Origin of the sequence: Caballeronia cordobensis (genome assembly GCF_001544575.2) — a bacterium.
Lineage (GTDB): Bacteria > Pseudomonadota > Gammaproteobacteria > Burkholderiales > Burkholderiaceae > Caballeronia > Caballeronia cordobensis.
The window spans coordinates 95,539-118,839 of the sequence record NZ_FCNY02000009.1; the positions used below are offsets into that span (position 1 = coordinate 95,539).

14 protein-coding genes are annotated in these 23,301 nt (G+C 66.2%); 2 read left to right on the forward strand and 12 right to left on the reverse strand.

The features are described from left to right. Nucleotides 1–92 precede the first annotated feature (92 nt). Nucleotides 93–1,481: an FAD-binding oxidoreductase gene (locus tag AWB70_RS18685; RefSeq protein WP_053569579.1), complete on the forward strand. Its 1,389-nt coding sequence runs from the start codon at nt 93–95 to the stop codon at nt 1,479–1,481. Between the two features lie 53 nt (nt 1,482–1,534). Here the strand turns inward: AWB70_RS18685 and AWB70_RS18690 are convergent, their stop codons facing one another. From AWB70_RS18690 to AWB70_RS18700, 3 genes are all read right to left on the reverse strand, one after another. Beyond that, on the reverse strand, nt 1,535–1,891 hold the full coding sequence (locus AWB70_RS18690) for a host attachment protein (RefSeq protein WP_045454673.1): 357 nt from the start codon (nt 1,889–1,891) through the stop codon (nt 1,535–1,537). A gap of 123 nt (nt 1,892–2,014) precedes the next feature. Beyond that, nucleotides 2,015–3,511: a succinyl-CoA:acetate CoA-transferase ScpC gene (gene scpC, locus AWB70_RS18695; protein ID WP_053569578.1), complete on the reverse strand. Its 1,497-nt coding sequence runs from the start codon at nt 3,509–3,511 to the stop codon at nt 2,015–2,017. 251 nt (nt 3,512–3,762) lie between these two features. Further along, nucleotides 3,763–5,769, reverse strand: coding sequence for an FUSC family protein (locus AWB70_RS18700; RefSeq protein WP_053569577.1), 2,007 nt, complete (start codon nt 5,767–5,769; stop codon nt 3,763–3,765). A gap of 152 nt (nt 5,770–5,921) precedes the next feature. On the opposite strand from AWB70_RS18700, the gene AWB70_RS18705 reads away from it, so the two are divergent. Beyond that, nucleotides 5,922–6,881, forward strand: a complete 960-nt coding sequence (locus AWB70_RS18705; RefSeq protein WP_014251087.1) for a LysR family transcriptional regulator — start codon at nt 5,922–5,924, stop codon at nt 6,879–6,881. A 1-nt stretch (nt 6,882) separates the two neighbouring features. Here the strand turns inward: AWB70_RS18705 and AWB70_RS18710 are convergent, their stop codons facing one another. From AWB70_RS18710 to bcsP, 9 genes are all read right to left on the reverse strand, one after another. Beyond that, entirely contained in the window at nt 6,883–7,566 is a 684-nt protein-coding gene (locus tag AWB70_RS18710; protein ID WP_014251086.1) for a Fe2+-dependent dioxygenase, read from the reverse strand. A gap of 52 nt (nt 7,567–7,618) precedes the next feature. Next, complete coding sequence (locus tag AWB70_RS18715) at nt 7,619–9,889, reverse strand: TonB-dependent siderophore receptor (RefSeq protein WP_053569576.1); 2,271 nt, start codon at nt 9,887–9,889, stop codon at nt 7,619–7,621. A 443-nt stretch (nt 9,890–10,332) separates the two neighbouring features. Next, entirely contained in the window at nt 10,333–11,286 is a 954-nt protein-coding gene (locus AWB70_RS18720) for a LysR family transcriptional regulator (RefSeq protein ID WP_053569864.1), read from the reverse strand. Nucleotides 11,287–11,347: 61 nt separating this feature from the next. Next, nucleotides 11,348–15,874, reverse strand: coding sequence for a cellulose biosynthesis protein BcsC (locus tag AWB70_RS18725; RefSeq protein ID WP_053569575.1), 4,527 nt, complete (start codon nt 15,872–15,874; stop codon nt 11,348–11,350). Continuing rightward, on the reverse strand, nt 15,868–17,034 hold the full coding sequence (gene bcsZ, locus AWB70_RS18730) for a cellulose synthase complex periplasmic endoglucanase BcsZ (protein WP_053569574.1): 1,167 nt from the start codon (nt 17,032–17,034) through the stop codon (nt 15,868–15,870). The genes AWB70_RS18725 and bcsZ overlap by 7 nt, the downstream gene beginning before the upstream one ends. A gap of 1 nt (nt 17,035) precedes the next feature. Continuing rightward, on the reverse strand, nt 17,036–19,531 hold the full coding sequence (gene bcsB / locus AWB70_RS18735) for a cellulose biosynthesis cyclic di-GMP-binding regulatory protein BcsB (protein ID WP_143281658.1): 2,496 nt from the start codon (nt 19,529–19,531) through the stop codon (nt 17,036–17,038). Beyond that, nucleotides 19,531–21,747 (reverse strand): UDP-forming cellulose synthase catalytic subunit, encoded by a 2,217-nt coding sequence (gene bcsA, locus AWB70_RS18740; RefSeq protein ID WP_014251079.1) that lies wholly within the window; start codon nt 21,745–21,747, stop codon nt 19,531–19,533. The genes bcsB and bcsA overlap by 1 nt, the downstream gene beginning before the upstream one ends. Then, the gene (gene bcsQ / locus AWB70_RS18745; RefSeq protein WP_053569573.1) at nt 21,744–22,529 is read right to left on the reverse strand and encodes a cellulose biosynthesis protein BcsQ; all 786 of its coding nucleotides are present in this window, start codon (nt 22,527–22,529) and stop codon (nt 21,744–21,746) included. Before bcsQ ends, bcsA begins: the two co-directional genes overlap by 4 nt. Next, complete coding sequence (bcsP, locus tag AWB70_RS18750; protein WP_053569572.1) at nt 22,526–23,296, reverse strand: cellulose biosynthesis protein BcsP; 771 nt, start codon at nt 23,294–23,296, stop codon at nt 22,526–22,528. The genes bcsQ and bcsP overlap by 4 nt, the downstream gene beginning before the upstream one ends. Nucleotides 23,297–23,301 lie beyond the last annotated feature (5 nt).

The following is a 23,301-nucleotide window of genomic DNA, read 5'->3' on the forward strand; positions in this document are numbered from 1 at the left end:
TTCGATCCGACGACGGGTTCCTTGCGCTTTCGCCGTACCAGCTGGCAGGGTCGGGCACGTCGCGGCGCTTCATCCAGCAGCGAGGTCTCACAATGAGCAACATCTCAGGCGAAGCGATCGACACCTTCAAGGCGTCGGTGAGAGGCAGAGTCATCTCACCGTCGGATAACGACTACGACGAAGCACGCAAGGTCTGGAACGCGACCATCGACCGCCGCCCGGCGCTCATCGTGCGTTGCGCGGGCACCGCCGATGTCATCGCCGCGCTCGCGTTCGCGCGCGGCAACGGCATGCTCGTTTCGATTCGCGGCGGCTCGCACAACATCGCGGGCAGCGCAGTCAGCGACGACGCATTGATGATCGATCTCTCCGCGCTGAAATCCGTGCGCGTCGATCCCGCGGCGAAACGCGCGTACGTCGAGCCCGGTGCGTTGCTCTCCGACTTCGATCACGAAGCGCAGGCCTTCGGTCTCGCGACGCCGCTCGGCATCAATTCGACGACAGGCGTCGCCGGTCTCACGCTAGGCGGCGGATTCGGCTGGATCAGCCGCAAGTTCGGCGTGACGGTCGACAATCTCGTCGCGGCGGAAATCGTCACGGCGGACGGAAAATGGCGGCGCGTGAGCGCGGAGAGCGAGCCCGATCTTTTCTGGGCGCTGCGCGGCGGCGGCGGCAACTTCGGCGTCGTTACGCTGTTCGAATATCAGTTGCATGAAGTCGGGCCTGAGATCTACGGCGGCCTCGTCGTGTTTCCGCTGGAGCAGGCCGACGCTGTGCTGCCGAAGTATCGCGAGTTCGTCGCGCAAAGTCCCGATGAACTGACGGTGTGGGCCGTGCTGCGTCTCGCGCCGCCGCTGCCGTTCCTGCCCGAAGAGGCGCACGGAAAACCGGTGGTCGTGCTCGCGAGCTGCTATGTCGGGCCGGTCGAGAACGGCGAGCGGGCGCTTGCGCCCTTGCGCAGCTTCGGCACGCCCTACGGCGAGCATCTTGGCGCGATGCCTTTCGCGGCATGGCAGAAGGCATTCGATCCGCTGCTCACGCCGGGCGAGCGCAATTACTGGAAGTCGCACAATTTCGCGGGCCTCAACGATGAAACCTTCGGCATCCTGACGAATGCGGTGAACTCGCTTCCGTCGACGCAATGCGAAGTGTTCATCGGCGCGATGGGCGGGCAGACGAACCGCGTGCCTGTGGATGCGACCGCCTACGCGAATCGCGATTCCATTTACACGATCAACATTCATGGCCGCTGGAGCGACGCCGCCGATGACGAGAAGTGCACGAAGTGGGCGCGCGACATGTTCTCCGCCATGACGCCGCACGCGATCGGCAGCGTCTACGTGAACTTCATGACGGGTGAGGAGGGCGATCGCGTGAAGGCGGCGTATGGGCCAAACTACGAGCGGCTCGCCGAAGTGAAGCGGCGCTACGATCCGGACAATCTGTTCCGCAGCAATCAGAACATCACGCCCGCGGCGTAGTGCCCGGCGCGCCGTTTCTCGCGGGGGAGGCGGCGCGCATTGTCAGGCGCGATTCATGGCCGGTCGAGATGACGGCCGATATCGCGCGTCTCCATGTTCGACACGTCGCGGTCGATTTCCTCGTAGACGAGCTTGCGCGTTTCGCTGCTGAGATGCGGGCGCAGCACGCCGAGAAACCTGGGCTCGACGGCAAGCCGCAAGCGATCGAATCGCTGTTGCAGGCGGCTGCGCTCGAGAAACTCGGCGACGGTCCGCGCGAACTTCTCGCGTTCCTTGTCCGCCGTATCCGCCGCGCGCGGCGCCGGATGCCTGAGGTCCTCGATCTGCCGCAGATCCAGCTTCAATCCGTGCGTCTCGAAGATGCGCGCGCGGCTGCCGTCGGCGGCGAGAACCCAGGTGATGGCGGTCATGGTGTTCCTCCTGTTCGCCGGCCGAAGCAGGCTCCCGCCATTGTGCGCTGATTCCCGCGCGAGCGACGCCGTTTGCGCGCGTCATTCGCTTTCGCGATGCAGCATGACGCGCGCGCGACCGCTTTAAGGAAGCATCGATCCGCTCGCGGCAAAGCGCGCGTGAAACGAAAACGCCTGATCCAGACGGTGCGGCGTGTGCCCGCCGAGCGCTGCTGCATCGCGGTAATAGTCGCGCAAAAGATCGCGATACAGCGGATGCGCACAGTTCTGGATCACGCTCAGCGCACGTTCGCGCGGCGCGAGGCCCGTGAGATTCGCCAGCCCCCGCTCGGTCACGACGATATCCACATCGTGCTCGTTATGATCGCAATGCGGCACCATCGGCACGATGCTCGAAATACGGCCGTCCTTCGCGACCGACTTCGTCGCGAACACGGCGTACGCGGCATTGCGCGCGAAATCGCCGGAGCCGCCGATGCCGTTCATCATGTGCGTGCCGCCGACATGCGTCGAATTCACGTTGCCGTAGATATCGGCTTCGAGCGCCGTGTTGATCGCGATGAGGCCGAGCCGGCGAATCACCTCGGGATGATTGCTCACTTCCTGCGGCCGCAGCACGAGGCGGTCGCGATAGCGTTCGATATCGCGAAGCACCTTGTCCTGCCGTTGCGCGGACAGCGTGATCGACGCGCCCGAGGCGAAGGTCGCTCGGCCGGAATCGAGCAGATCGAAGGTCGAGTCCTGAAGCACTTCGGAGTAGATCGTCAGCGCCTCGAACGGCGACGCCGCAAACCCCGAGAGCACCGCGTTCGCAATCGTGCCGATGCCCGCCTGCAACGGCGGCAACTGCTTCGGCAAGCGTCCGCGCGACACTTCGTGTTGAAAGAACTCGATCAGATGCCCAGCGATGAGCGCGGTGTCTTCATCGGCCGGAAGCACGGTGGACGAACTGTCCGGCGTGTTCGTGATGACGATGGCGGCGATCTTTTCGATGGGAATCTCGATCGCCGCCGCGCCGATCCTGTCGTGCGGCTTCACGATCGGAAGCGGGTCGCGCTGCGGCCTGCGCTCCGGAATCCAGATATCGTGCAGGCCTTCGAGCGCCGCCGGCTGCGCCAGATTGATCTCCACGATCACGCGTTGCGCGAGTATCGCGAAGCTCGCCGAATTGCCGACCGATGTCGTCGGCACGATGCCGCCCGTCTCCGTGATCGCGGCCGCTTCGATGATCGCAAGATCGAGTTGGCCGAGCCGGTTCGCGCGCAACAGCTCGACGGTCTCCGACAGATGCTGATCGACGAACATCACGTCGCCGCGATTGATCGCGCGGCGCAAGGTTGTATCGACCTGAAACGGCAGGCGGCGCGTGAGCACGCCGGCTTCGGTGAGCAGGCGGTCGGTGTCATGGCCGAGCGATGCGCCCGTCATGAGCGTGATGCGCAGCGGCTCGCTTTCCTCACGCGCGCGGCGCGCGATTTCGAGCGGCACGGCCTTCGCGTCACCAGCGCGGGTGAAGCCGCTCGCGCCGACGATCATGCCGTCGCGAACGAGTTGCGCCGCGTCGGCGGCCGAGGTGATCTTGCCGCGCAAGGCGGTACAGCGGATACGGTCTTCGTACATCGAATCTATCTTCAGTGGCTTCGTTTAAACGAAGGCGATTATAGGTAGCGTGCACTGCCGTTAAAGCTGCAAGGTTGAAAGACATTGTTCAATGCAGTCAAACATTGTGCTTCGTCCCATTCAATGCACGCGCGAGGCATCGCACCGCCGGCGCTCCTGCGGCATAAGGGCGCGCCGCGAAAGCACTGCGATCAATATAGGGCGAGCATCGGCGCCGATAAATAGCCCTGCCAGGAAGGCACATTTGCAGTTCAGCGATCGAAAGGCGCATCGGGATCGACAAGCGCGGTGCGCACGACATGCAGATGCGCAAGCACGCGCTGCATGTCGCGCCGTGCAGCGCGCCCGGCGGGCACGGCATCGCGCACGCCTTGCGCGATCACGATCGACGCGACCACGGATGCGATCGCACGGCGCAGCGTCTCGCTGCCCGGCGCGCGAAACAGCACGGCGATGTCGCGCAGCACGCGCGCGAGCGATGCGCGCCACGCGCTCTGCAACGCATCGGGAAAGCAGTGCGCGTTCAATGCGCGCGCTTCGCGGCGCAGATCGATCATGGCCTGTCCGACTTCGAGCGTAACGAGCATCCACGAAAGCGCGCGGCGATGCTCGCGCGAACGCCGCACGAGCAAGCCGCGCAACTGGAACATCAGATCGTGCGTGCCCGAATGAAAGCGCTCGCCGAGATCCGCGAGCTTGCCTTCGCAGGCGAGCGCCGCCATCGCGCGCAGTTGCGCGAGCGTCCTGCCGACGAGCCATTGCGTGCGCGGCGGCACGACGACGGCGCACATCATGGCGACAGCGAGCATCGCGGCGAGAATCGCGAGGCCGTTGTTCAGCAGAAGGCCCGGATCGTAGACCATGCGGTTGTCGGGCGCGGCGAGCAGACAGAAGAACACGCAAAAACCGATGCCGTATCCGGCGGAAGCGGGACGCATCGCGAGGAACGCGCCTGCCGCGAGCGGTGGCGCGAGCATGGCGCACAGCAGCGCGATGCCATCGATCGCCGGGTAGACACGACACAGGAACACATAGCCCGTGACGATCGCGAGCGCGGCGCCAGCCGCCATCTGCATGATGAACTTCGAGGGCCGCGCCGATGCCGACGATAACCCGCAAGCCAGCGTCGCGCCGATCACGGCATGGCCGCCGCTCGGCCACGCGGTGACGATCCAGAACCACGCGGTCGCGGCGATGGCGATACCCGTGCGCATGAACGTCGCCGCGATGACGAAGCGGCTGGTCTTCGCTTCAAACCGCGAAGCCACGCTTTCATTCGAGAGATCGCTGTTCGATATCGATACATAGCGCAGCGTGTCGTCGACGAAGCGATTCAGCAGTTCGGCCGACGTCGTGAAGTCGAGGCGCGTCGCCAGCGTTGCCTTGTAGTGCGCGAGATGCACATCCAGCGCGTCGTGCTCGAAGATGCGCGCGAGTTCTTCGAGGAAAGGCGTGAGCGCATCGCGCGCGGCGGGCAGGCGCTTCATCGACTGGTCGAGCGCATGCAGGCGAGCGCAGACATCCATGAATGCGCTGTTGAGCGCCGCGAGCCCGCGACGCCCGGACGGCAGCGCGCGCGATTCATACGCCGCGACACCGCGCGTCGCTTCGAAGCCGACGATCTCATCGACGAAATCGGCGAAGCGGCGCTCACGCGCGACACGCGAAAGACGCCCGCGCAACACGTCCGACGCGAACGAGGCGAAACGCGCCTGACGCCGCGCGAGCGTCTGCGCGAGCGTGGCGCTGGCATGGCGCGGAAACACGAGCGCGCTCACGACGCTCGAACACACGATGCCGAGCATGACCTCCGCGCCGCGCGTGAGCGTCGCGATCAGCAGGCTATCGGGATCGGCGACGGCGGGAATGCCGATCAACGCGGCCGTATAACCGGCGAGCACGAAGCCGTACCAGCGGAACTGCCGATACCGCACGGCGAGCGCGATGCACGCCGCGACCCATGCGGTGAGCGCAAACATATAGAGCTCGGGCTGCTGCACGAACACGGCGCCCAGCACGAGCGCGGCGAACATGCCCAGCGCCGTGCCCGCGAAACGAGACACGCTCTTCGCGAGCACCATGCCGGCGAACGGCTGCATCAGCACGAAGGTGGTCGTCATCGCGACGCGCGGCTGCGGCAGCTCGAAGCGCATCGCGACGCCCATCGCGAGGAACGCGGCAAGGAGCGTTTTCGCGAGATGCAGCCAGACGTAACCATCGGTGACGAGCCAGTCCCGAATCGAATCGCGCGTCGACAAGCGTGTGTCCGGTCATCCAAGAAGGCGCCGATTGTAGGCAAACCGCCTTGCCGGATTAATGTGGGAATCAGGGAACATTCTTTCCTGATTCAACAACAATCGAGCGCGTGGGAAAGCGGACAATAGCGCTTTCCAGGCAATATGACGGTTCGATGGATACCCTACAGAACATGCGGGTCTTTACCCGCGTGATCGAAGCCGGCAGCTTCACGGCTGCGGCACAGTCGATGAACTCGACGACCGGCGCGATGTCGCGCGCCGTTTCCGAACTCGAAGCGCATCTGCGCACGCGCCTGATGAACCGCTCGACGCGGCGTCTCGCGCTCACATCGGCGGGCGAGCGGTATCTGAAGCGCGTGCGGCAGATTCTCGCCGATATCGACGGCGCGGAAGAAGAAGCGAGCTGCGCGCACGAGCATCCGTCGGGCACGCTGCGCATGTTCAGCTTCGCGAGCGTGGGGCAGCATTACATTCTGCCGGCCATCGCGCGATACCGCGCATCGTATCCCGATGTGAAGGTCGAATTGACGCTGTCGCAGCGCATGCCCGATCTCTTCGAAGGCAGCAGCGATGTCGCGGTGATTTCGGCGAGCGCGCTGTCGGACTCGGAAGTGATCTCGCACCAGCTCGGCACGACCTTCAGCATTCTGTGCGCATCGCCGGACTATCTGCGCGCGCGCGGAGTGCCGGAGGTGCCCGCCGATCTCGCGCAGCACGATTGCCTCACCTTGCAGACGCCGGCGTTTCCCGCGCGCGAATGGACGCTCGAAGGCCCCGACGGACGCGAGACCTTGCAGATCAGCGGACCGGTTCAGGTGAACATCGCGGAATCGCTCGCGGTGGCGATCCGCGAAGGCATGGGCATCGGCATGCTGCCGCTCTATGCGGCGATCGAAGGCTTGCGCAACGGCTCGCTCGTTCGCGTGCTGCCGCACCATACCTTGCAGCGCACGAATCTCTACGCGCTCTATGCGTCGCGCAAGTTCGTGGATGCGAAAACGCGCACATGGGTGGAGTTTCTGCGCGCGCATGTGCCCGATGTGATCGCGCGCGACGAAGCCTTGCTCGAGGAAGTCGGCCGGACGCGCGCGAACGTGTTGCGCGCGGCGTGACTCAGGTCTCGCTCCACATGCGCAGCAGGTTGTGATAGCAGCCGACGAGCGAGCGTTTCGCGGCTTCGTCGCCGTTGGTGGCGTTCAGGCGCTGGATCGAGTTGTCGAGATCGAAGAGCAGGGCGCGCTGCGCGTCGTCACGCACCAGGCTTTGCGCCCAGAAAAAGCTCGACACGCGCGCGCCGCGCGTAACCGGCCGCACCTGATGCAGGCTCGTCGCGGGATAGACGATCGCGTGTCCCGCGGGCAGCTTCACTTCCTGCACGCCATATGTATCTTCGATGATGAGCTCGCCGCCGTCGTACTCGTCGGGCGGCGTGAGAAACAGCGTGACGGAGACATCGGTGCGCACGCGCGCGCCATGACCGGGCACGATGCGAATGGCGCCATCGACATGACTGCCGAAATGCATGCCGCCTTCATAACGGTTGAATAGCGGCGGATACACGCGATTGGGCAACACCGCGCTGATGAAAAGCGGATGACGCTCGAGTGCGCCGACGATCGCATCGCCCATTTCGAGCGCGATCGGCGAGCCTTCCGCGATCTGCATGTTGCGCTTGACCGGCGCGCCCTGATAGCCCGCGGTCGCGCGGCCATCGACCCATGAGTCGCTTGCTTCGAGCCGCGCGCGCATCGCGGCGGCGTCGTCCGGGGAGAGCACGTCCGGTATCGAGAGGATCATCGTTATGGCCTTCTGGGCGCGCGCCGCATGCGAGGCGGCGCGCGCGGTTACATCAACGGAAGCGGTAATTCAAGGTCGCGAGGAACGTGCGGCCGAGGCCCGGCACCGCGCGCCCGCCGTCCGACGGAATCAGCGCATCGTAGTACTTCTTGTCGGTCAGGTTCAGCACGTTGAACTGGATATCGTAGCGCTTCTGATGATACGCGGCCATCACGTCCCAGCGCACGTAGCCGCCCACTTCCACGAGATTGTTGTTCGCCGCATAGCGCGACGACACGTACGACGGCCCGCCGCCAACTTGCCAGACCGGCGTGAAGTCGTAGGTCGTCCAGAACGTGAGCATGTGCTTCGGCGTGTTCGCGGGCACGTTCCCCTGCGTGCCGTCGAAGGACTTCAGGATGGTGCCGTCCATGTACGTGTAGCCGCCGAACATCTGCCATTTCGGCGTGATGTGGCCCGCCACGCCGAGCTGATAGCCGCGCACGCGGATATCGCCGTCTAGCGAGTACGTGCCGTCCGAGGCGAGCGTGCGCGCGTTCGTCTTCTCGATGCTGAAAAGCGATTGCGTCACCGACAATCCGCCGTTCAGCAGATCCCACTTCGAGCCGATCTCATACGACTTGTTGTGCTCGGGCGGCAGGTTCTGCTGGCCGCTCGTGAGCGTGAGCGCTTCGAGCGACGGATTGAACGACGTGCCATACGACACGTAGTACGACTGCCATTCCTGCGGCTGCCACACGACGCCGGTGCGCACGCTCGTGAAGTAGTTGGTCTGCGTCGCGTAGCCCGGCTGGTTGATCGAGTTATGGATCGACGCTTCATAGCGGTCCCAGCGCACGCCGCCGATCCACTTCCAGTGCTCGCCGATCGAGATCGTGTCGTTCAGGTACAGGCCGACATCGTTCGCGCTCGATTCGGCGAGATTGGTCGCCACCTCGCGATAGTTCGCCGGACGCGGCACGTACGGCGGATTGACGAGCGGCACGATCGCGAGCGTGTTCGAAGGCAGGCCCGGCGTGGTCGCGGTGAAGCTCTGGTTGCTGTACGTCTCGTGGCTCAGATCGACGCCCACGAGCGTGTCGTGCTTGAGAAAGCCGGTCGCGAACTTGCCCTGAAAATCGGTCGTGTTATAGACCGAATGATCGTTGATGTTGCGATCCTTGCCTTGCAGACGCACGAACAGCGACGACAGCGGCAGCGTCGTGTAATTGCCGTTCGAAAGCGCCGGCGACGTGCCGAGCGGCCCCGTCAGCACGGCCGCGGCGTTGGTCGCGCGTGCCTCGGTGCTGTAGTGGCTGAATTGCGTCTGGTTGCGCAGCGTGAACATGTCGTTGAAACGATGCTCGATGCGCGCGTTCACCGTCTGCACGTCCTGGATCGTGCGGTCGTCGGTGAAGCCGTAGAAGGTTTTCGGATCGACCGGCGCGGGGTGGCCGTTCAGCGGCGGAATGCCGTAGTCGGGCTGATCGCGGTTGTGCTGGATCAGCGCGGACAAGGTCACTTGCGTCGGCGTGCCGATGCCGAACTTCACTTCCGGCGCGACGCCGTAATCCTTGTTGTGCATCTCGTCGCGCGTGGAGCCGAGCGACTGGCCGAAGGCGTTGATACGGAACGCGGAGGTGTCCGTCATCGGCTGGTTGATGTCGACCGTCGTGCGATAGCGGTCGTGCGTGCCCGCCTGCAGCGAGACATCGGCGCGCGGCTTCATGTTCGGCTGCTTGCTGACCTGATTGATGACGCCGCCCGTCGAGCCGCGCCCGAAGTACAGCGACGAAGGGCCGTACAGCACGTCGATGGATTCGAGATTGAACGTATCGCGGTAATACTGGCCGCGATCGCGGAAGCCGTCGAGATAGATATCCGTGCGTGCCGAGAAGCCGCGCAGGTTGATGTTGTTGCCGATCTGGCCGCCTTCCGCCGCGCCGAGCGTGACGCCCGGCACGTTGCGCAGCGCATCGGAGAACGAGCTCACCGCCTGCGATTGCAGCACCGCCTTCGGCACCACGACGACCGCCTGCGGAATGTCGCGCAGCGCGGTCGGCACCTTGGCGCCGACGCTCGACACGTCCGCCTGAAAGTCGGGCGCGTCGGCCTGGCTCGTCACGTTGACGGCGGGCAGGGCGGCGGTTTCGGGTGCGGTGGAGGAAGCGGCGTCGGCGGGAGCGGCCTGCTGTCCTGTCTGCTGTGCGACTTGCAGTGCGGGAGGGGAATTCTGCGGTGCGGTTTGCGTGGACTGCGGTGCGGTCTGGGCGTAGAGCGGCGTGGCCACGGGAACCGCGGCAATCGTCATCAATGCCGCGGCGAGCGGCTTCTTCCTCAACATGTCGTTTCCCCGATGCTTGTTAGTGAAATGCGAATCGGCGGCGAAGCGGGTTTTCGCGTGCCGAATGTGATCGAACAGAAAATGGAAGCGGAGCAGGCGGCGTCGTCGAGAAGCGGCGGCGGCGCGTGTGCGCCCGACATTCGCGGCGCGCCTGATTGGGTCAGCCTATCGCCGTGATTGGGTTAAATGCGAATCAGTATCATTACATGTCGCAACAATATTTGGAAATAAACGTCACAAAAGTCGGGTCTTTTTTCCGGGTTCCGTGACGCCGACGCAACGTAAGCGTTGTAAGGTATGCCGATGTTCGCTTAATGCGATTGACGGCTGAGCGCCGCGCAGCATGGGATTGCGCATGCCAAGCGATTTGGCGCGCTTCGATGCGGCGGGATTGCGGACAAAAAGTGGCGGATGCGAATTTCGGCGTCGCGCGTTGCGGCGTTTCAGATTCCCGCGATGCCGGAAGTCACGAGCGCATGGGGACCGCTCGTCAGTTGTTCTTTGAGGAAGTCGATGCAGACGCGAATCTTCGCGGAGTGCGACGAGCGCGCCGATGTCACCGCCCAGACGTCCGCGCGCTGCCGGTACGCGGGCAAGACCGGCACGAGCGTGCCGTTGCGCAGACTGGATGCGATGTCCCAGATCGAGCCCATCACGATGCCGAAGCCTTGCTCGGCCCACTGGCGCACGATGTCGCTATGGTTCGACGCGACCGGCCCCGTCACCTTGACGCTTTCCTCGCCGTTCGGGCCGGCGAGACGCCACACGCCGAAACGCTGATAGCGTTCGCGAAAGAGCAGGCAGTCGTGTTGCGCGAGCTCGGCGAGCGTCTTCGGCGCGCCGCGCCGTTCGAGATACGCGGGCGCGGCGGCGAGCACGCGAAAGCTCTCGACCATCCGGTGCGCGATCAGATGCGGCTCCTGCACTTCGCCGACGCGTATGTCGATATCGAAGTTCTCGCCGACGAGATCGACGCGCCGGTCGAGCAATTCCAGCCAGATTTCGAGTCCCGGATGACGCCGCCGCAATAGCACGAGCGCGGGCGACACATGCTCGCGCCCGAGCCGCAGACTCGTACCGATGCGCAACAGGCCGCGCGGATCGTCGATGCCGGCGAAGGCGTCGGCCATGCCCTGCACGTCGTCGAGAATCTTCTGCGCCCACTGGAAGGCCGCTTCGCCGTCGCTCGTGATCGACACGCGGCGCGTCGTGCGCATGAAGAGCTTCACGCCGAGCGCCGTTTCCAGCATCGCGATGCGCTTGCTCACGTGCGCGGGCGAGATGCCCGTTTCGGTCGCGGCGGCGATGAAGCTCGAACGCCGCGCGACGATGCAGAAAAGCTGCAGGTCGCGCAGGAATTGATCATTGTTCGCGACGAGCGCGCCTGGCGTTTTCATCATGCGGCCGATCGTGCGCGCGTGCGCGTCCGGCCGCAAGCGAAACGCGCGCGCGACGCCATCAGTTCGACAGCGACAGATACGGCGAACTGAACGCCTGCGGCGGGAATACCGGCTGCGCGCCGCTCTGACGCGTGAAGCTGTAGCGCACGTACACGGCGGCGAGCCATTCCCGATACTGATACGCGTTGCCGAACGACGCCGTCGCACCGAACGCAAGCTGCGGCGCGAGCTGATATTCGCCCGTCGCGTTGAGCGAGTACGACACGCCCGTCTTGCTCTGGCCGGGATAGACCGCGCCCGCGTCCGGCGCGGCGCCCGAACCGGCCGCGATCGCCTGATACGTCGAGTTCGTCGGGAAGTAGTTCGACGCGTCCTGCCGGTAATGCTGCACGCCGATCGAGCCCTTCAGGTCGTACGTGAAGAGTCCCGAGCGCCCCGTGTACTCCACCGGGAAGTTCAGAATCACGTACTGCTGCGGGCTGAAGTAGCCGCCTTGCCCGTAAGTGAAGTACGAGAGGTTCTTGTCGTAGTGCATCAGCGTGGTGTTCGCGCCGATGGTCAGCGTCTGGTCCGCATCCTTGATGATGCGCGTGTAGATGCCGCCGCCGCCCTTCACCGCGTTGTTGGTCGCGACCTGCTTGCCGTCGAGGAACTGGTAGGCCGCGTTCACATAGACGCCGCTCGTGCTGTCGTCCCAGGCGAAGTCGGCGCGCGCGCCCGTCGAGGTGACGCCGCCCCATTCGAGGTTCGCGCCCGAGTCGCGCGTCCCGGCGTAGGACAAGAGGCTGTCGGTGACGGCGCGGCGTGCGACGGCGAGCGAGTACGACACCTTGTCGGTGATCGCGTTCTGATACTGCACGCCGCCGACGACGTTGGTCTCGCGGAATCCGAGCGGCGTCGTGCCGATATCGCCCTTGAAGTTGCGGTTCTCGTAGCCGAGCGCGAGGCCCACGCCCGTCGCCGTCTGCGAGCCGTAAGTGTTCGTCGGCGGATTGGCGGTCGCGCCGCGGCCCGAGCCGAAGCGCGCGAGCGTGTTCTGCGTGCTGGCCGCCGTGCCCGCGTCGAGCGTGACGGGCGTCGCGCGCACGATCACATGGCCGTTGCCCGCCTTGATGCGGCCTTCGATGGGCGCTTCGATATCGGTCAGATTCGACAGGCCGTCCTCGCCGTCGCGGCTGCGGAAGAAGAGGCCGCCCGAAATCGTGCTCGCCTGCTCTCGGTTGATCTGCGCGAGTTCCTCCGCGACACCCGCCGTCTGCGAATTCGCGACCGGCGCGGGAACGCCGCCGGCGCTCATCGTCGCGGCGGCGGCGGCGCGCTGCCCCGGCTGCGCTTGCGACGGGTAGTAAGGCTGCGCATAGCCCGCGGGCGGCTGCGGAATGTACGGCTGCTGCGCGTATTGCGGCGGCGCGTACTGCTGCGGCTGCGGGTAATAGGGCTGCTGCGGATACGGCGCCTGCGCGTAGGGCTGCGGGGGCGCGCCGTAAGCATAGGGATCGGCGGGACGAGCGGGCGCAGCCGCGGCTTTGCGCGACGTTGCCTGCTTTTTCGTGCTGGCGGCAGGCGGCGGCGCGTAGGCATTCGATTGCGCATCGCGCGCGCCGGGCGACATCGGCCAGGGCGCGGCGTACGGGTCCTGCGCGGCATAGGGCTGCTGCTGATACGGCTGCTGCTGATACTGCTGTTGCGGATACGCCGGCTGCTGATACTGCTGCTGCGGATAAGCCTGATACGCCCCGGCATCCTGTCCCGGATACGGCTGCAGCGGCGCGCCCGACTGCCCCGATCCATACGTGTCCGGGCCGTATCCACCGCTCGCGGCCGGACGTGGCGCGCTCTGCGGCGCGGGCGCGTTATAAGGCACGCTATAAGGCGCGGGCTGAGGAGGCGGCAGATAGGTCGGCACGGGCTGCGAATAACTTGGAGGTGGGGCCTGACGATAAGACGCGCCCGATGCGAGCGCCGGATTCGACGCGGTATCGACGGCGGTCTTGCCTTCGAACGGATTGGTGCCCGGCAGCGGATTCGAACCGATGCGGCTCATCGCCGTTTCCCAGCCACGCGGCACGTCGCTGCGCGCCTGGCCAGGCGGCGCGGCCTGCACCGGCGTATTGGCGGCCACGAGCGAGCGTTGCAGGAACTGCGCCGCGAGATCGAGCTTGCCCTGCGCGCGATACATCCGGCCGATCGCGGCGAGCACGGCCGGATCGTTCGGCGCGGCCTGATACGCCTGATTCGCGTAGGTTTCGGCGAGTTTGAAATCGCGCACGCCGCTCGCCGCGGACATGGCCGCCGTCTGCAAGCCGATGTCGTCGGGACGGCGCGACAGCGCTTTCTGGTAGCTCGCGAGCGCGCTGCGGTCATCGCCCGCCGAGGTGTACATGCGGCCGAGCGCCGCCTGCAGATCGGCGTTGTCGGGCATCGCGGCGAGCCACGGCGAGATCACGTCGTAGGCCGCGGCGAGATCGCCCTGCCTGCGCACGGTATCCGCGCGCGCGACGACGATGCCCACGTTCAGACTCTCGAAGTCGGCGCGCTGCTGCGTCGTGAGCGGCATCGACTGGAGGCGGCGCATGACGGAGCCGAGTTCGGCATCCTGCTGCGTCGCCGACAGAATGCCCGCGTATTGCAGCAGCAGGCCGGTGTCGTTCGGCGCATTGGCGATCGCGCCGCGCACGAGCGACAAGGCCCGCGCCGGATCGCCCGCCTTCAGATACGCCGATGCGACCGCGCCCACCAGTTCCGCGTTGCCGGCGGCGACCGGCTCGGCGCGGCGGAGGATCGCGAAGGCCTGCTGGCGCTGGCCCGCGGCGGCGGCGCGCGTCGCGAGTTCGGCCTGCTGTTGCACCCACAGGCGATGCTGCAGCGCGCTCATCGCGCTCGTGCGCTGGGCGGCGGGAATCCGTTCGAGCTGCGCGAGGCCCGCGGCCCAGTCCTTCGTTTCGGCGGACAGCAGCGCGCTGGCATAGAGCGCGTCGGTCATGTCGGGATGCGCGGCCACGAGGCCGTCCATCATGCTGCGCGCATTGCCGACCGCGCCCTGACGCACGTAGATGCGCGCGAGATCGAGCCGCAGCCACGGATCGTCGGGATTGTTGAGCAGCGCGTCTTCGAAGAGACTGCGCGCCGCGCCCAGATCGCCGCGCGCTTCGGCGGCGCGCGCCTGCGCGGCCTGCGCTTCGCCGCGCAGCTTGTTGATGCCGCCCGCTTTGGCCTGCTGTTCCGTGTTCAGGCGGTTGGCGAATTCGAGCGCCTCGTCGCCGCGTCCCTGTGCGGCGAGCGCGCCGACGAGCCCGCGGATCGCATCGGGATTGTCGGCCTGACGGCGCAGCGCCATGCGATACGCGGCTTCCGCGCCGCGCGGATCGCCGTTCGCGAGCAGCATTTCGCCGAGCAGCACTTGCGCGGTGACATCGGACGGATTGGTCGCGATCGCGCGTTCGAAGAGCGCCTTCGCCTGCGCGATCTGGCCGTTGCTGCGCGCGCCGATGGCATCGCTCGTATAGGTCCAGTAGGTCGCGCTCGTGAGCGCGTCTTTCCAGCGCGCCGGATTGCCGGCCCGCGAGGCTCGTTCGAGATAGGTGCGCGCTTCCGAGAAGCGCTCCTGCTTCAGCGCGGCGATGCCCATGCCGCCGAGCGCGTCGGCGTCGTTCGGGTCGCCCGCGAGCACCGTCGAAAACTTCGCCCGGGCCGTCACGAGATCGCCGCGATCCAGCGCGGTGAAGCCTTCCGCGACCACACGTCCGCGCGCATCGACGGCGGCGTCGGTCTGCGAGCGTTCGCGCGCGGTCTTGTCCTGCTGCACCATCGAATCGAAGCGCGCTTTCACGGCGGCGTCGTCGGGCGATAGTTGCAGATACGCCTGAAAAAGCGGTGCGTCCGATGCGCGCGCGCCGAGCCACAGGAGCGCCTGCCGCCAGCTTTTCTTCGCGTCCGCGCCGACGGCACTGTCGTTGGCCAGCTTCGCGAGCCGCGCGATGCCGTCGCGCCGCGTCGCATCGCGATAGGTCAGATGTTGCGCGTAGGCAAGTTGATAACGCGGCTCGTCGGGATACTGGCGCGCGAGCTGTTCGAGCCCGCGGCGCGCTTCGTCCCAGCCCTGCGGCGTCGCGGCGAGCGCCTGGTAATACTCCAGCTGAAGCTGCGGCGTCGTGGGCTTGCCTTCGATCGCGCGCTTGTATTCCTGCACCGCCGACGCGCTTTGTCCGCTTTGCGCGAGACGCCGCGCGTCGTTGACTGTCTGGTCGCGCGAGCTGGTTTCGCCCAGACGCCGGCCGAGTTCGTCGATATTCGGATAGTTCGGCGCAACCTGACGCAACTGCGCGAGATACTGCTGCGCGCCGCTGCCGTCCTTGCGGTCGGCGAGCACCATGCCCATGCCGAACAGCGCATCGGGCTGCTTCGGATTGATGCGCAGCACTTTCTGCCACGCCTGCTCCGCGAGGTCGCCGCGCTTGTGCGACTGCCAGTATTTGCCCTGATCGATGAGCACGGTCAGCGGATCGGCCGTGGCTTGCGCGAAGGCGAGAACGGGCGCGGCGCTGAGCATCGCCGCGATGACGCGTTTCCTGGTCCGGATCAGCATGCGCTTCTCCAGTTCGGCACGAGACGCCCGTTTTCATCGAAGCGATATTTCCCGTCGACGAAACCGCCTCCGAAAAGTCCGAGCACGCGGTCGTAGTAGACCGGCTCGCGTCCCGCGCCCGGCGGCGCGCTGAGCGCTTCGAGATGCGCGCGCGCAAGGCCCAGGCCGCGCTCGTCGTTCAGCGCCTTGAAGTACGGCGCGAGCGCGCCCCAATAGGAAAGCGGACCTTCGCCGCTTGCCGCGCCCGTCGTCACGTTGACTTTCTCCGGCGGGAAACCCGTCTGCGCGACGCTCTGGCGCATGCCGGGCAGCGCATCGAGCCACGGCCGCGCGAGCGGATCGCCCGCCGGCGCCATGCCGGCCCACAGATAGACGCGGATCGCATCGTAGCTGCCGATATCGCCGTTCTTCGGATCGACGACGAACTGGCCGTTCGAGCCGGCCTGGTACGCCGCCCAGTCCGGCGCGTAGCCGTGCGGCGACGTCACCTTGATCATCTTCGCGGCGCTTTGCGCGAGCTTCGCCCACGGGCCGTCGGGCATCTCGTGCGCAAGGCCGCGCAACAGCGGCAGCGGCAGATAGCTCGGGTTCAGGCGCGTCACGTCGCCGGTGCGAAAACCGTGCGGGCCGGGCAGCAGCATCGGCCCGAGGCCCGGCAGATCGACGACTTCCTGCTTCACGATCTGCGTCGCGAGCGCGAAGGCGAGCTTCGTGTACATCGGCTCCTTCCAGAGGCGGCCGGCCTGAAAGAGGTCGTAAGCGATCCACAAATCCGAATCCGACGCCGAGTTCGGGTCCATCACGCCGAACGAGCCGTCCGGCTTTTTGCCCCATTGCCACGCGGGCAGGCGCACGGTGTTCGCATCGAACTGATTCGCCGAGAGATTGCTGCGCGTCCAGTTGAAGAGCCGGTCGAACGTGGCGCGGTCGTTCGCGACGAGCGCGAAGAACATGCCGTAAGACTGGCCTTCGGACGTGGTCTGCTGCGCGTCGGTGGAGCGGTCGATCACGCGGCCATCGGCCTGCACGACGCGCTCGACGAAGATGCGGTACGCGGGCCAGTCGCACTGCTGAACGGCCTGAGCGGCCTGCGCGCCCGTGGCCGTGGCCGTGGCCGCGATGATCGCTCCGGCGAAAACTTTGGCGGTCGAAACCCGCATATCAATCCCTCAGGCGGCGTGCGGCGACCGCGCGCAGCATACGGTAGAACAGGGCAGCGATGATGAGCGCGGCGAGCACGCCGGCGATCACCAGCAGAATCGGGTGCGACGACAGCGCCCAGCGCATGTAATGCATGGGCGACAGATGACCGACGAAATACGCTTCTCCGTTCGACGTGACCGTGACGGTGCGGCCGTGAATCACCGCCACCGCACCTTGAATGGACGGCAGCAGGTCGTTGTCGAGCAGCGCGGCGGAGAGATCGGCGTCGGACTGGCCCGCGGCGCTGATGAGCGCGACCGCGCTGCGGCCGCTCTTCAGCGGCGATTCGAAGCCGGTCAGGAGGGCATCGCCGTTCGAACTCACGAGCGACAGATCCGCGCGCGCCGGCGAGCGTTCCGGACCTTGCTCGCCATGCCACCAGTCGACGACCTTGAAGGCGACATCGGAAAGCTGGAAGGTGCGCGCGTCGCCGTCGCCGGAGAAGGGCATGTGCTTCGCCCAGCGTTGCAGGAGCGGCTGACGGCCCGGCGAGCCGAGAATCAGCAGATCCTTGTCGGCGAAGCGGTCGACATCGTTCGCGCTCGTCACGGTGACGCCTGTCACGGGATAACCCGTCGATGCGCCCATGCGGCCCATTTCGAGCAGATACAGGCTGTAGTCGGCCGAATTCGGCTCGTTCGGCAGCACGACGGCCGTCTGCGAGAGATCGGCCATGCGCGTGAACGGGAAGCCGCCGTTCGCGAACGCGGCGAGATCGGGCAGCGCCATGTAATGCGGGAAGCCGGAGAGATCGATGGTCGAATTCGGATCGATCGCGCCGACGACGTTATCCAGCACGCGCCCCGTGCATTCGCCGGTCTTCGGGATGTCGTAGTAGAAGTGCAGGCGCAACTGCGCGCGCGGCGTGATGAGCAGCGGCGGCAGATACACCTCGCGGCGCGCGGCGACGGTCTTGTCCGGCAGCACGCGGCTGAAGTACGTGCCGAGATCGAAGGTCGAGGTCGATACCGCCGGAATGCGCAGCGACTGCACGAAGCCGTTGTTGACGCTGATATTGAGCGACGAGCGGTCCGGCGCGGGCCGCACGGTGTAGCGATAGCCGAGATCGACCGGCACGCCTTTGGTCTGCCACATGAAGAGGTCGGGCGGCACGCGCAGGTTCACGCGCACGGCGTCGGAATCGTAGCCGTGGGCGGTCAGATCGCGCGCTTCCGCCAGTTCGCCGAAGCGCACGGGGCGGTCGGTCGGCAGCCAGTTCGGCGCGTCGTAGGGGCGGCGCGGCTGAAGGTCGTTGAACTGCGTGATCGTCGCGCTCGTGCCCGACAGCGTGTTCTGGCCGACGCCGAGCGCCTTGGCGGCGGTCTTCAGTTCGTTCTCGTCGCGGCCGAGCACGAGCAGGAGACGCCCGCGCGCGTTGGCGTCGCGCTCGACGACGGCGATGGTCGGCCCGGACACCGGCGGAATCTCGACGCCCGCGACCTTCGCATCGCCGACGGCGAACACGACGGCGTTGCCCGAGAGCGGCACGTTGTCGGTTTGCGCGGGGAACACCGCGCCACGATAGCCGGCGAGCGAGCCGAAGTAAGACGCGACCATCCCGGCCGCTTCCAGCGCGGGCAGGCTCGGCTTGCCCGCGAACACGAAGGGCAGTTCGAGGCGGCGCACGTCGCGGCGGTCGAAGAACGGCTGCGGCAGCGCGGCGAGATCGGGCTTGTTCGCAATCGACGCGTACGTCAGGTCGAGCGAGCTTGCATTGCTGACGGTCGCCCACAACGTGGAGTTCGACGGGTCTTCGCACTGCTGCGTGTAATGGCCGATCAACTGCACGTTGAGGTGATTGAACTCGGTGATGAAGCGCGGATCGATGGCCACGTCGCGCGCAACCAGCACGCCGGCCTGATCGCGCGGCACGGGCAGCGTCGCGGCCACTTCGCCGTTGATCAGCACCTTGAGCTGCGAGATCGACGGCAACAGCGACGGCGAATAGCTGTAGATCAGATGCAGGATCGCGCCGGTCACGACTTCGTCGCCGCGCACCGAGAACGCGATGCCGTTCTGGCCGTCGGTGCCGCGCAATTGCAACGGATCGAGCGCGCCGTAATCGGCGAAAGTGAGCGTCTGACGGCGGCCGCCCGGCACCAGCGTGCCGGGATCGGCGGTGGTCGGAATGCGCGACGTGAGCGGCTTGTCGGGCTTGCCCGAGAACGCGGGCACGGGCACGGCGAGCGCGGGCTGCGCGAGCGTCGCCGGGTTATAGACCACGGCCGGACTCGGCGCGGGCACGGCGCCGACGCCGGTCGCCTGCTGCGCGCCGCCCGCTGCCGCATTGGCTTCCGCCGTGGCCGCGGCCGCAACGGAAGCGAACGGCGCCGCGAAGGCGGTCTGCAACGCCATGAAGACGGCCAGCGCACGCGCAAAAGGTCTTTCGCAAAAACGCGGCGCGCGCTCGCCCGTTTCGTTTTCAACGCGCAACTTCGACATACCCATGCCCATTATTGGTCTTTGGTTTTCAGCTTCTTCACATCGACTGGGCGCTTGTTCATCCAGGTTCGAAGGTCGCTGTACAGATGCTCGAACAAACCGGCGATGCCGCGCGTGCCCACCAGCAGCACATGCGACAGGCCGCGCAACGGCGTATCGGGACGGCGTCCCTCGGACCAGCCGGTCCAGGCGTCCGCGCGCGCGAACGTGGTCTTCACGAAGTCGTATTCCTGCTCGCGCGTGAGCGTCGAGAAACGCAGCCCGACGCGGCCCGGTTCCGTATAGCCGACGGTCGCCGGGAACGCGTATTCCTCGTCGCCGCGGAACAGCGAGACGGTGACGCGCTCGTGCATCGGCACTTCGATCTTGCTCGGCAGCGCGACGCCCACGCCGCCTTCCGAGTAGTCGATCGTTTCGCAGGCGAGCGTGCGGCCGGTCGAGAACTTGAGCATCACGGGCATCTTCATCGTGACGCGATGCGTGGCGCGCACCTGCCGCCGCTCGCTCGCCGCCGCCACCGACGCGCCCAGGATCAGCATGTTGTAGACCGTCCAGCAGAGGTTGAGGATGGTCGTGTTCACTTCGCTGCGCACGTGCCAGTAGATGACGATATGCACGATGCCGGCGACGAAGCCGAGCAGGTTCAGGAGCAGCAGGAAGAGGTAAGGGCGCGAGATGTACCAGTCGAAGTAATCCTTCGCGATCTGGCCGCCCTTGGCCGTCACGTTGAACTTGCCGAGCTTCGGATTGATGACGGCAAGCAGCGTCGGCGCGGTGATGTACGACGCGAGCACCGATTCATACACTTCGGCCCAGAACGAGTGACGGAAGCTGCGCTGCATGCGCGAATTGGTGATGCTCGCGTGCATCATGTGCGGCAGCGCGAAAATCGCGATGGTGCTCGCCGCCGCTTCGATCACGTGCGCGCCGAAGAACAGGTACGAGAGCGGCGCGGTCAGGAACACGAGACGCGGCACGCCGTAGAAGAAGTGCAGCATGCCGTTGAGATAGCAGAGCCGCTGGCCGATCTTGAGGCCCTTGCCGGTGAGCGGATTGTCGATGCGGAAAATCTGCGTCATGCCGCGCGCCCAGCGGATGCGCTGCCCGATGTGGCCCGAGAGACTTTCCGTCGCCAGACCGGCCGCTTGCGGAATCGCGAGATAGGCGGTCGTGTAGCCGAGCCGATGCAGCTTGAGCGCCGTATGCGCATCTTCGGTCACGGTTTCGACCGCGATGCCGCCGATCTCCTCCACCATCGAGCGGCGCAGCACCGCGCACGAGCCGCAGAAGAAGGTCGCGTTCCAGAGATCGTTGCCGTCCTGCACGAGGCCGTAGAACAGCTCGCCTTCGTTCGGCACCTTGCGGAACGTGCCGAGATTGCGCTCGAACGGATCGGGCGAAAAGAAATGGTGCGGCGTCTGCAGCATCGACAGCAGCTTGTCGCGCAGGAACCAGCCGAGGCAGATCTGCAGGAAGGAGCGCGTCGGAATGTGGTCGCAGTCGAAGATCGCGAGGAATTCGCCCTGGGTGATCTTCAGCGCCTCGTTGATGTTGCCCGCCTTCGCGTGGCGGTTATGCGTGCGGATCGTCCAGTTGACGCCCACTTCCTCGCAGAACGCCTTGAACTCGGGACGGCGGCCGTCGTCGAGCACGTGGATGGCGAGCTTGTCCTGCGGATAGTCGAGCGCGAGCGCCGCGTAGATCGTCGGCTTCACGACCGAAAGCGGCTCGTTGTAGGTCGGGATGAAGACATCGACGGTCGGCCACTGGCTGCGGTCGGCGGGCAGCGGCAGCGGCTTGCGCTTGAGCGGCCACGCGGTCTGAAAATAGCCGAGCAGCAGCACGAGCGCCGCGTAGACTTCGGCCGCGACGAGCAACAGGCCCCAGGCGGCGTCGAGCGGACGTTCCCAGTACGTGGTTTCGGTCAGACGCCAGAACATATAGCGGCCCGACGCGACCACCGACAGCACGATCATCACGAGCGTCGCGTACTGGCCTTGCAGACGGCGAAAGCCGAGCGCGCAAGCGAAGCAGATCGTCGCGAACGCGAGTTGCTGGCCGAAGGCGAGCGGCACCGTGACGACGAAATACAGCGCGAACGCGGCGAACACCGTGAGCAGGACCACGACGATCCGGCTGCCCCAGATGCCCGCATCGACGAAACGTTCGAGCCGCGAGGTCGCGACGCTCACCTCGGTTTCCGGCGACGGAATCTTGGGCGAACTCATGCGAGCTTCCTCGAAACGGCTATCGCGTCGACGGCGGACAGGAGCCAGTCGCCGCATGCGCGCAGATCCGCGGCGGCTTGCGAAAGCGGATCGTAATGAATGAGCGTCGTGTCGCAGGCGAGCGATTCGGAAACGCCCTCGTCCTGATGGATCACGCCCGGAAACAGTTTCGTGCCGAGCATGTTGCGCAGCACCTTCAGCACGTCCTTGGTCAACTGGCGCGACTGATCGACCTGATTGACGACATAGCCCTGTCCCGCGAAATTCTGACGCGGCGCGGCGTACGCATCGACCATGCGCTCCATGCCGGGGATCGCGGCGTAGGAGGCGGCGTCCGCGAGCACCACGTTGAGCGCGAAGTTGGCCGCGGTGAGCGCGGTGCGCGTGTAGACGGAGGAGCCCGGCGGCGTATCGACGATCACGATGTCGTTGGCGTCGAGCGCGAGCGATTCGAGCGCATGCGCGAGCCACGCGGGATCGCTGTCGACGAGCGCCTCGAAGCGGCGGCGATCGTCCTCGGTCACGGCGCCGTAGGGCAGCACCGTGACGCCGTCGACGCCGTCGAACATCACCGTTTGCCACGGGTCGCGGCTGAGCGTCGCGCGCGAAATGCCGTCGATGCTGTCGAGCGGAATGCCGAAGTGCAGGCGCAGCGCGTTCTGCGGATCGAGGTCGAGCACGATCACGCGGCGGTTGCGCGCGGCGAGCACCGAGGCGAGATTGGCGGCGAGCGTCGTCTTGCCGACCCCGCCTTTCGCGGAAACTACCGTGATGACTTTCATGAGCGTGGGAGGCGGCCCGCGCGCGGGGCGTGGCCTGCGCTTGCCTGCGTGTTCGAGGGTTCGGTGGCGGGGCGCTCGGCGCGGCGCAGGCGCTCGAACATGGCGTCGAGCGAAGCGGCGGGCGCGTGCGTCGCGTGCTGTGCTTGCGGCTTGAAGAGCTTGCCGAGGATCGATTGCGGCGCGGCGGATTCCGCTGCACGCGGCGCGGGCGCGGCCGGCGGTACCTGAACGGGCGCGCGGCGCGCGAGGAAATTCGCGCCGAGCGTGGCTGACGGTCGCGTCGTATCCGGTTTGCTGGCGGCCGCTTCGTTCGCCACCGGCGTTTGAACGGCCGGCACGCTGGCCGCGGGCGCGACTGCGGAATCCGGAATCGTTCCGGTTTCGTTCGACGCCGACTCGCCCATCACCGAGAAGCGCAATGCGCTCAGCGATTCCGCCGCGGGCGGATTGACGGGCGGAATCGTGCGGCGATGCGGACGCGTGAAAAGCTGCTGCTTGCCGCGATGAATCGGCGTCGGCGTCGGGGTCGAATGCGCGTCGGCAGCCTCGCCCGATGCTTCGTTCGCACGCGGGCGCGCGGCATTCGGCTGCGCCTCGCGGGGCGGCGCGATCTCGGGAATCGCGGGCTGCGCGAAGTCGAGCGTCGCAAGCAGCGGCCAGCGGGTGCGGGCCGACCTGGCCTCGTTCTCCCGGCCGATTTCCTGATAATCGCCTGCATTGCCGCCGAAATGATCGAACAGCTTCTCGATATCGCGCGAAGTATTCATGATGC

Bases quoted from the DNA above. Each gene is read 5' to 3' on its own strand.
- AWB70_RS18685 (WP_053569579.1), top strand. From the start codon at position 93: ATGAGCAACATCTCAGGCGAAGCGATCGACACCTTCAAGGCGTCGGTG.
- AWB70_RS18690 (WP_045454673.1), bottom strand. From the start codon at position 1,891: ATGACCGCCATCACCTGGGTTCTCGCCGCCGACGGCAGCCGCGCGCGC.
- scpC (WP_053569578.1), bottom strand. From the start codon at position 3,511: ATGTACGAAGACCGTATCCGCTGTACCGCCTTGCGCGGCAAGATCACC.
- AWB70_RS18705 (WP_014251087.1), top strand. From the start codon at position 5,922: ATGGATACCCTACAGAACATGCGGGTCTTTACCCGCGTGATCGAAGCC.
- AWB70_RS18710 (WP_014251086.1), bottom strand. From the start codon at position 7,566: ATGATCCTCTCGATACCGGACGTGCTCTCCCCGGACGACGCCGCCGCG.
- AWB70_RS18715 (WP_053569576.1), bottom strand. From the start codon at position 9,889: ATGTTGAGGAAGAAGCCGCTCGCCGCGGCATTGATGACGATTGCCGCG.
- AWB70_RS18720 (WP_053569864.1), bottom strand. From the start codon at position 11,286: ATGAAAACGCCAGGCGCGCTCGTCGCGAACAATGATCAATTCCTGCGC.
- AWB70_RS18725 (WP_053569575.1), bottom strand. From the start codon at position 15,874: ATGCTGATCCGGACCAGGAAACGCGTCATCGCGGCGATGCTCAGCGCC.
- bcsZ (WP_053569574.1), bottom strand. From the start codon at position 17,034: ATGCGGGTTTCGACCGCCAAAGTTTTCGCCGGAGCGATCATCGCGGCC.
- bcsB (WP_143281658.1), bottom strand. From the start codon at position 19,531: ATGGGCATGGGTATGTCGAAGTTGCGCGTTGAAAACGAAACGGGCGAG.
- bcsA (WP_014251079.1), bottom strand. From the start codon at position 21,747: ATGAGTTCGCCCAAGATTCCGTCGCCGGAAACCGAGGTGAGCGTCGCG.
- bcsQ (WP_053569573.1), bottom strand. From the start codon at position 22,529: ATGAAAGTCATCACGGTAGTTTCCGCGAAAGGCGGGGTCGGCAAGACG.
- bcsP (WP_053569572.1), bottom strand. From the start codon at position 23,296: ATGAATACTTCGCGCGATATCGAGAAGCTGTTCGATCATTTCGGCGGC.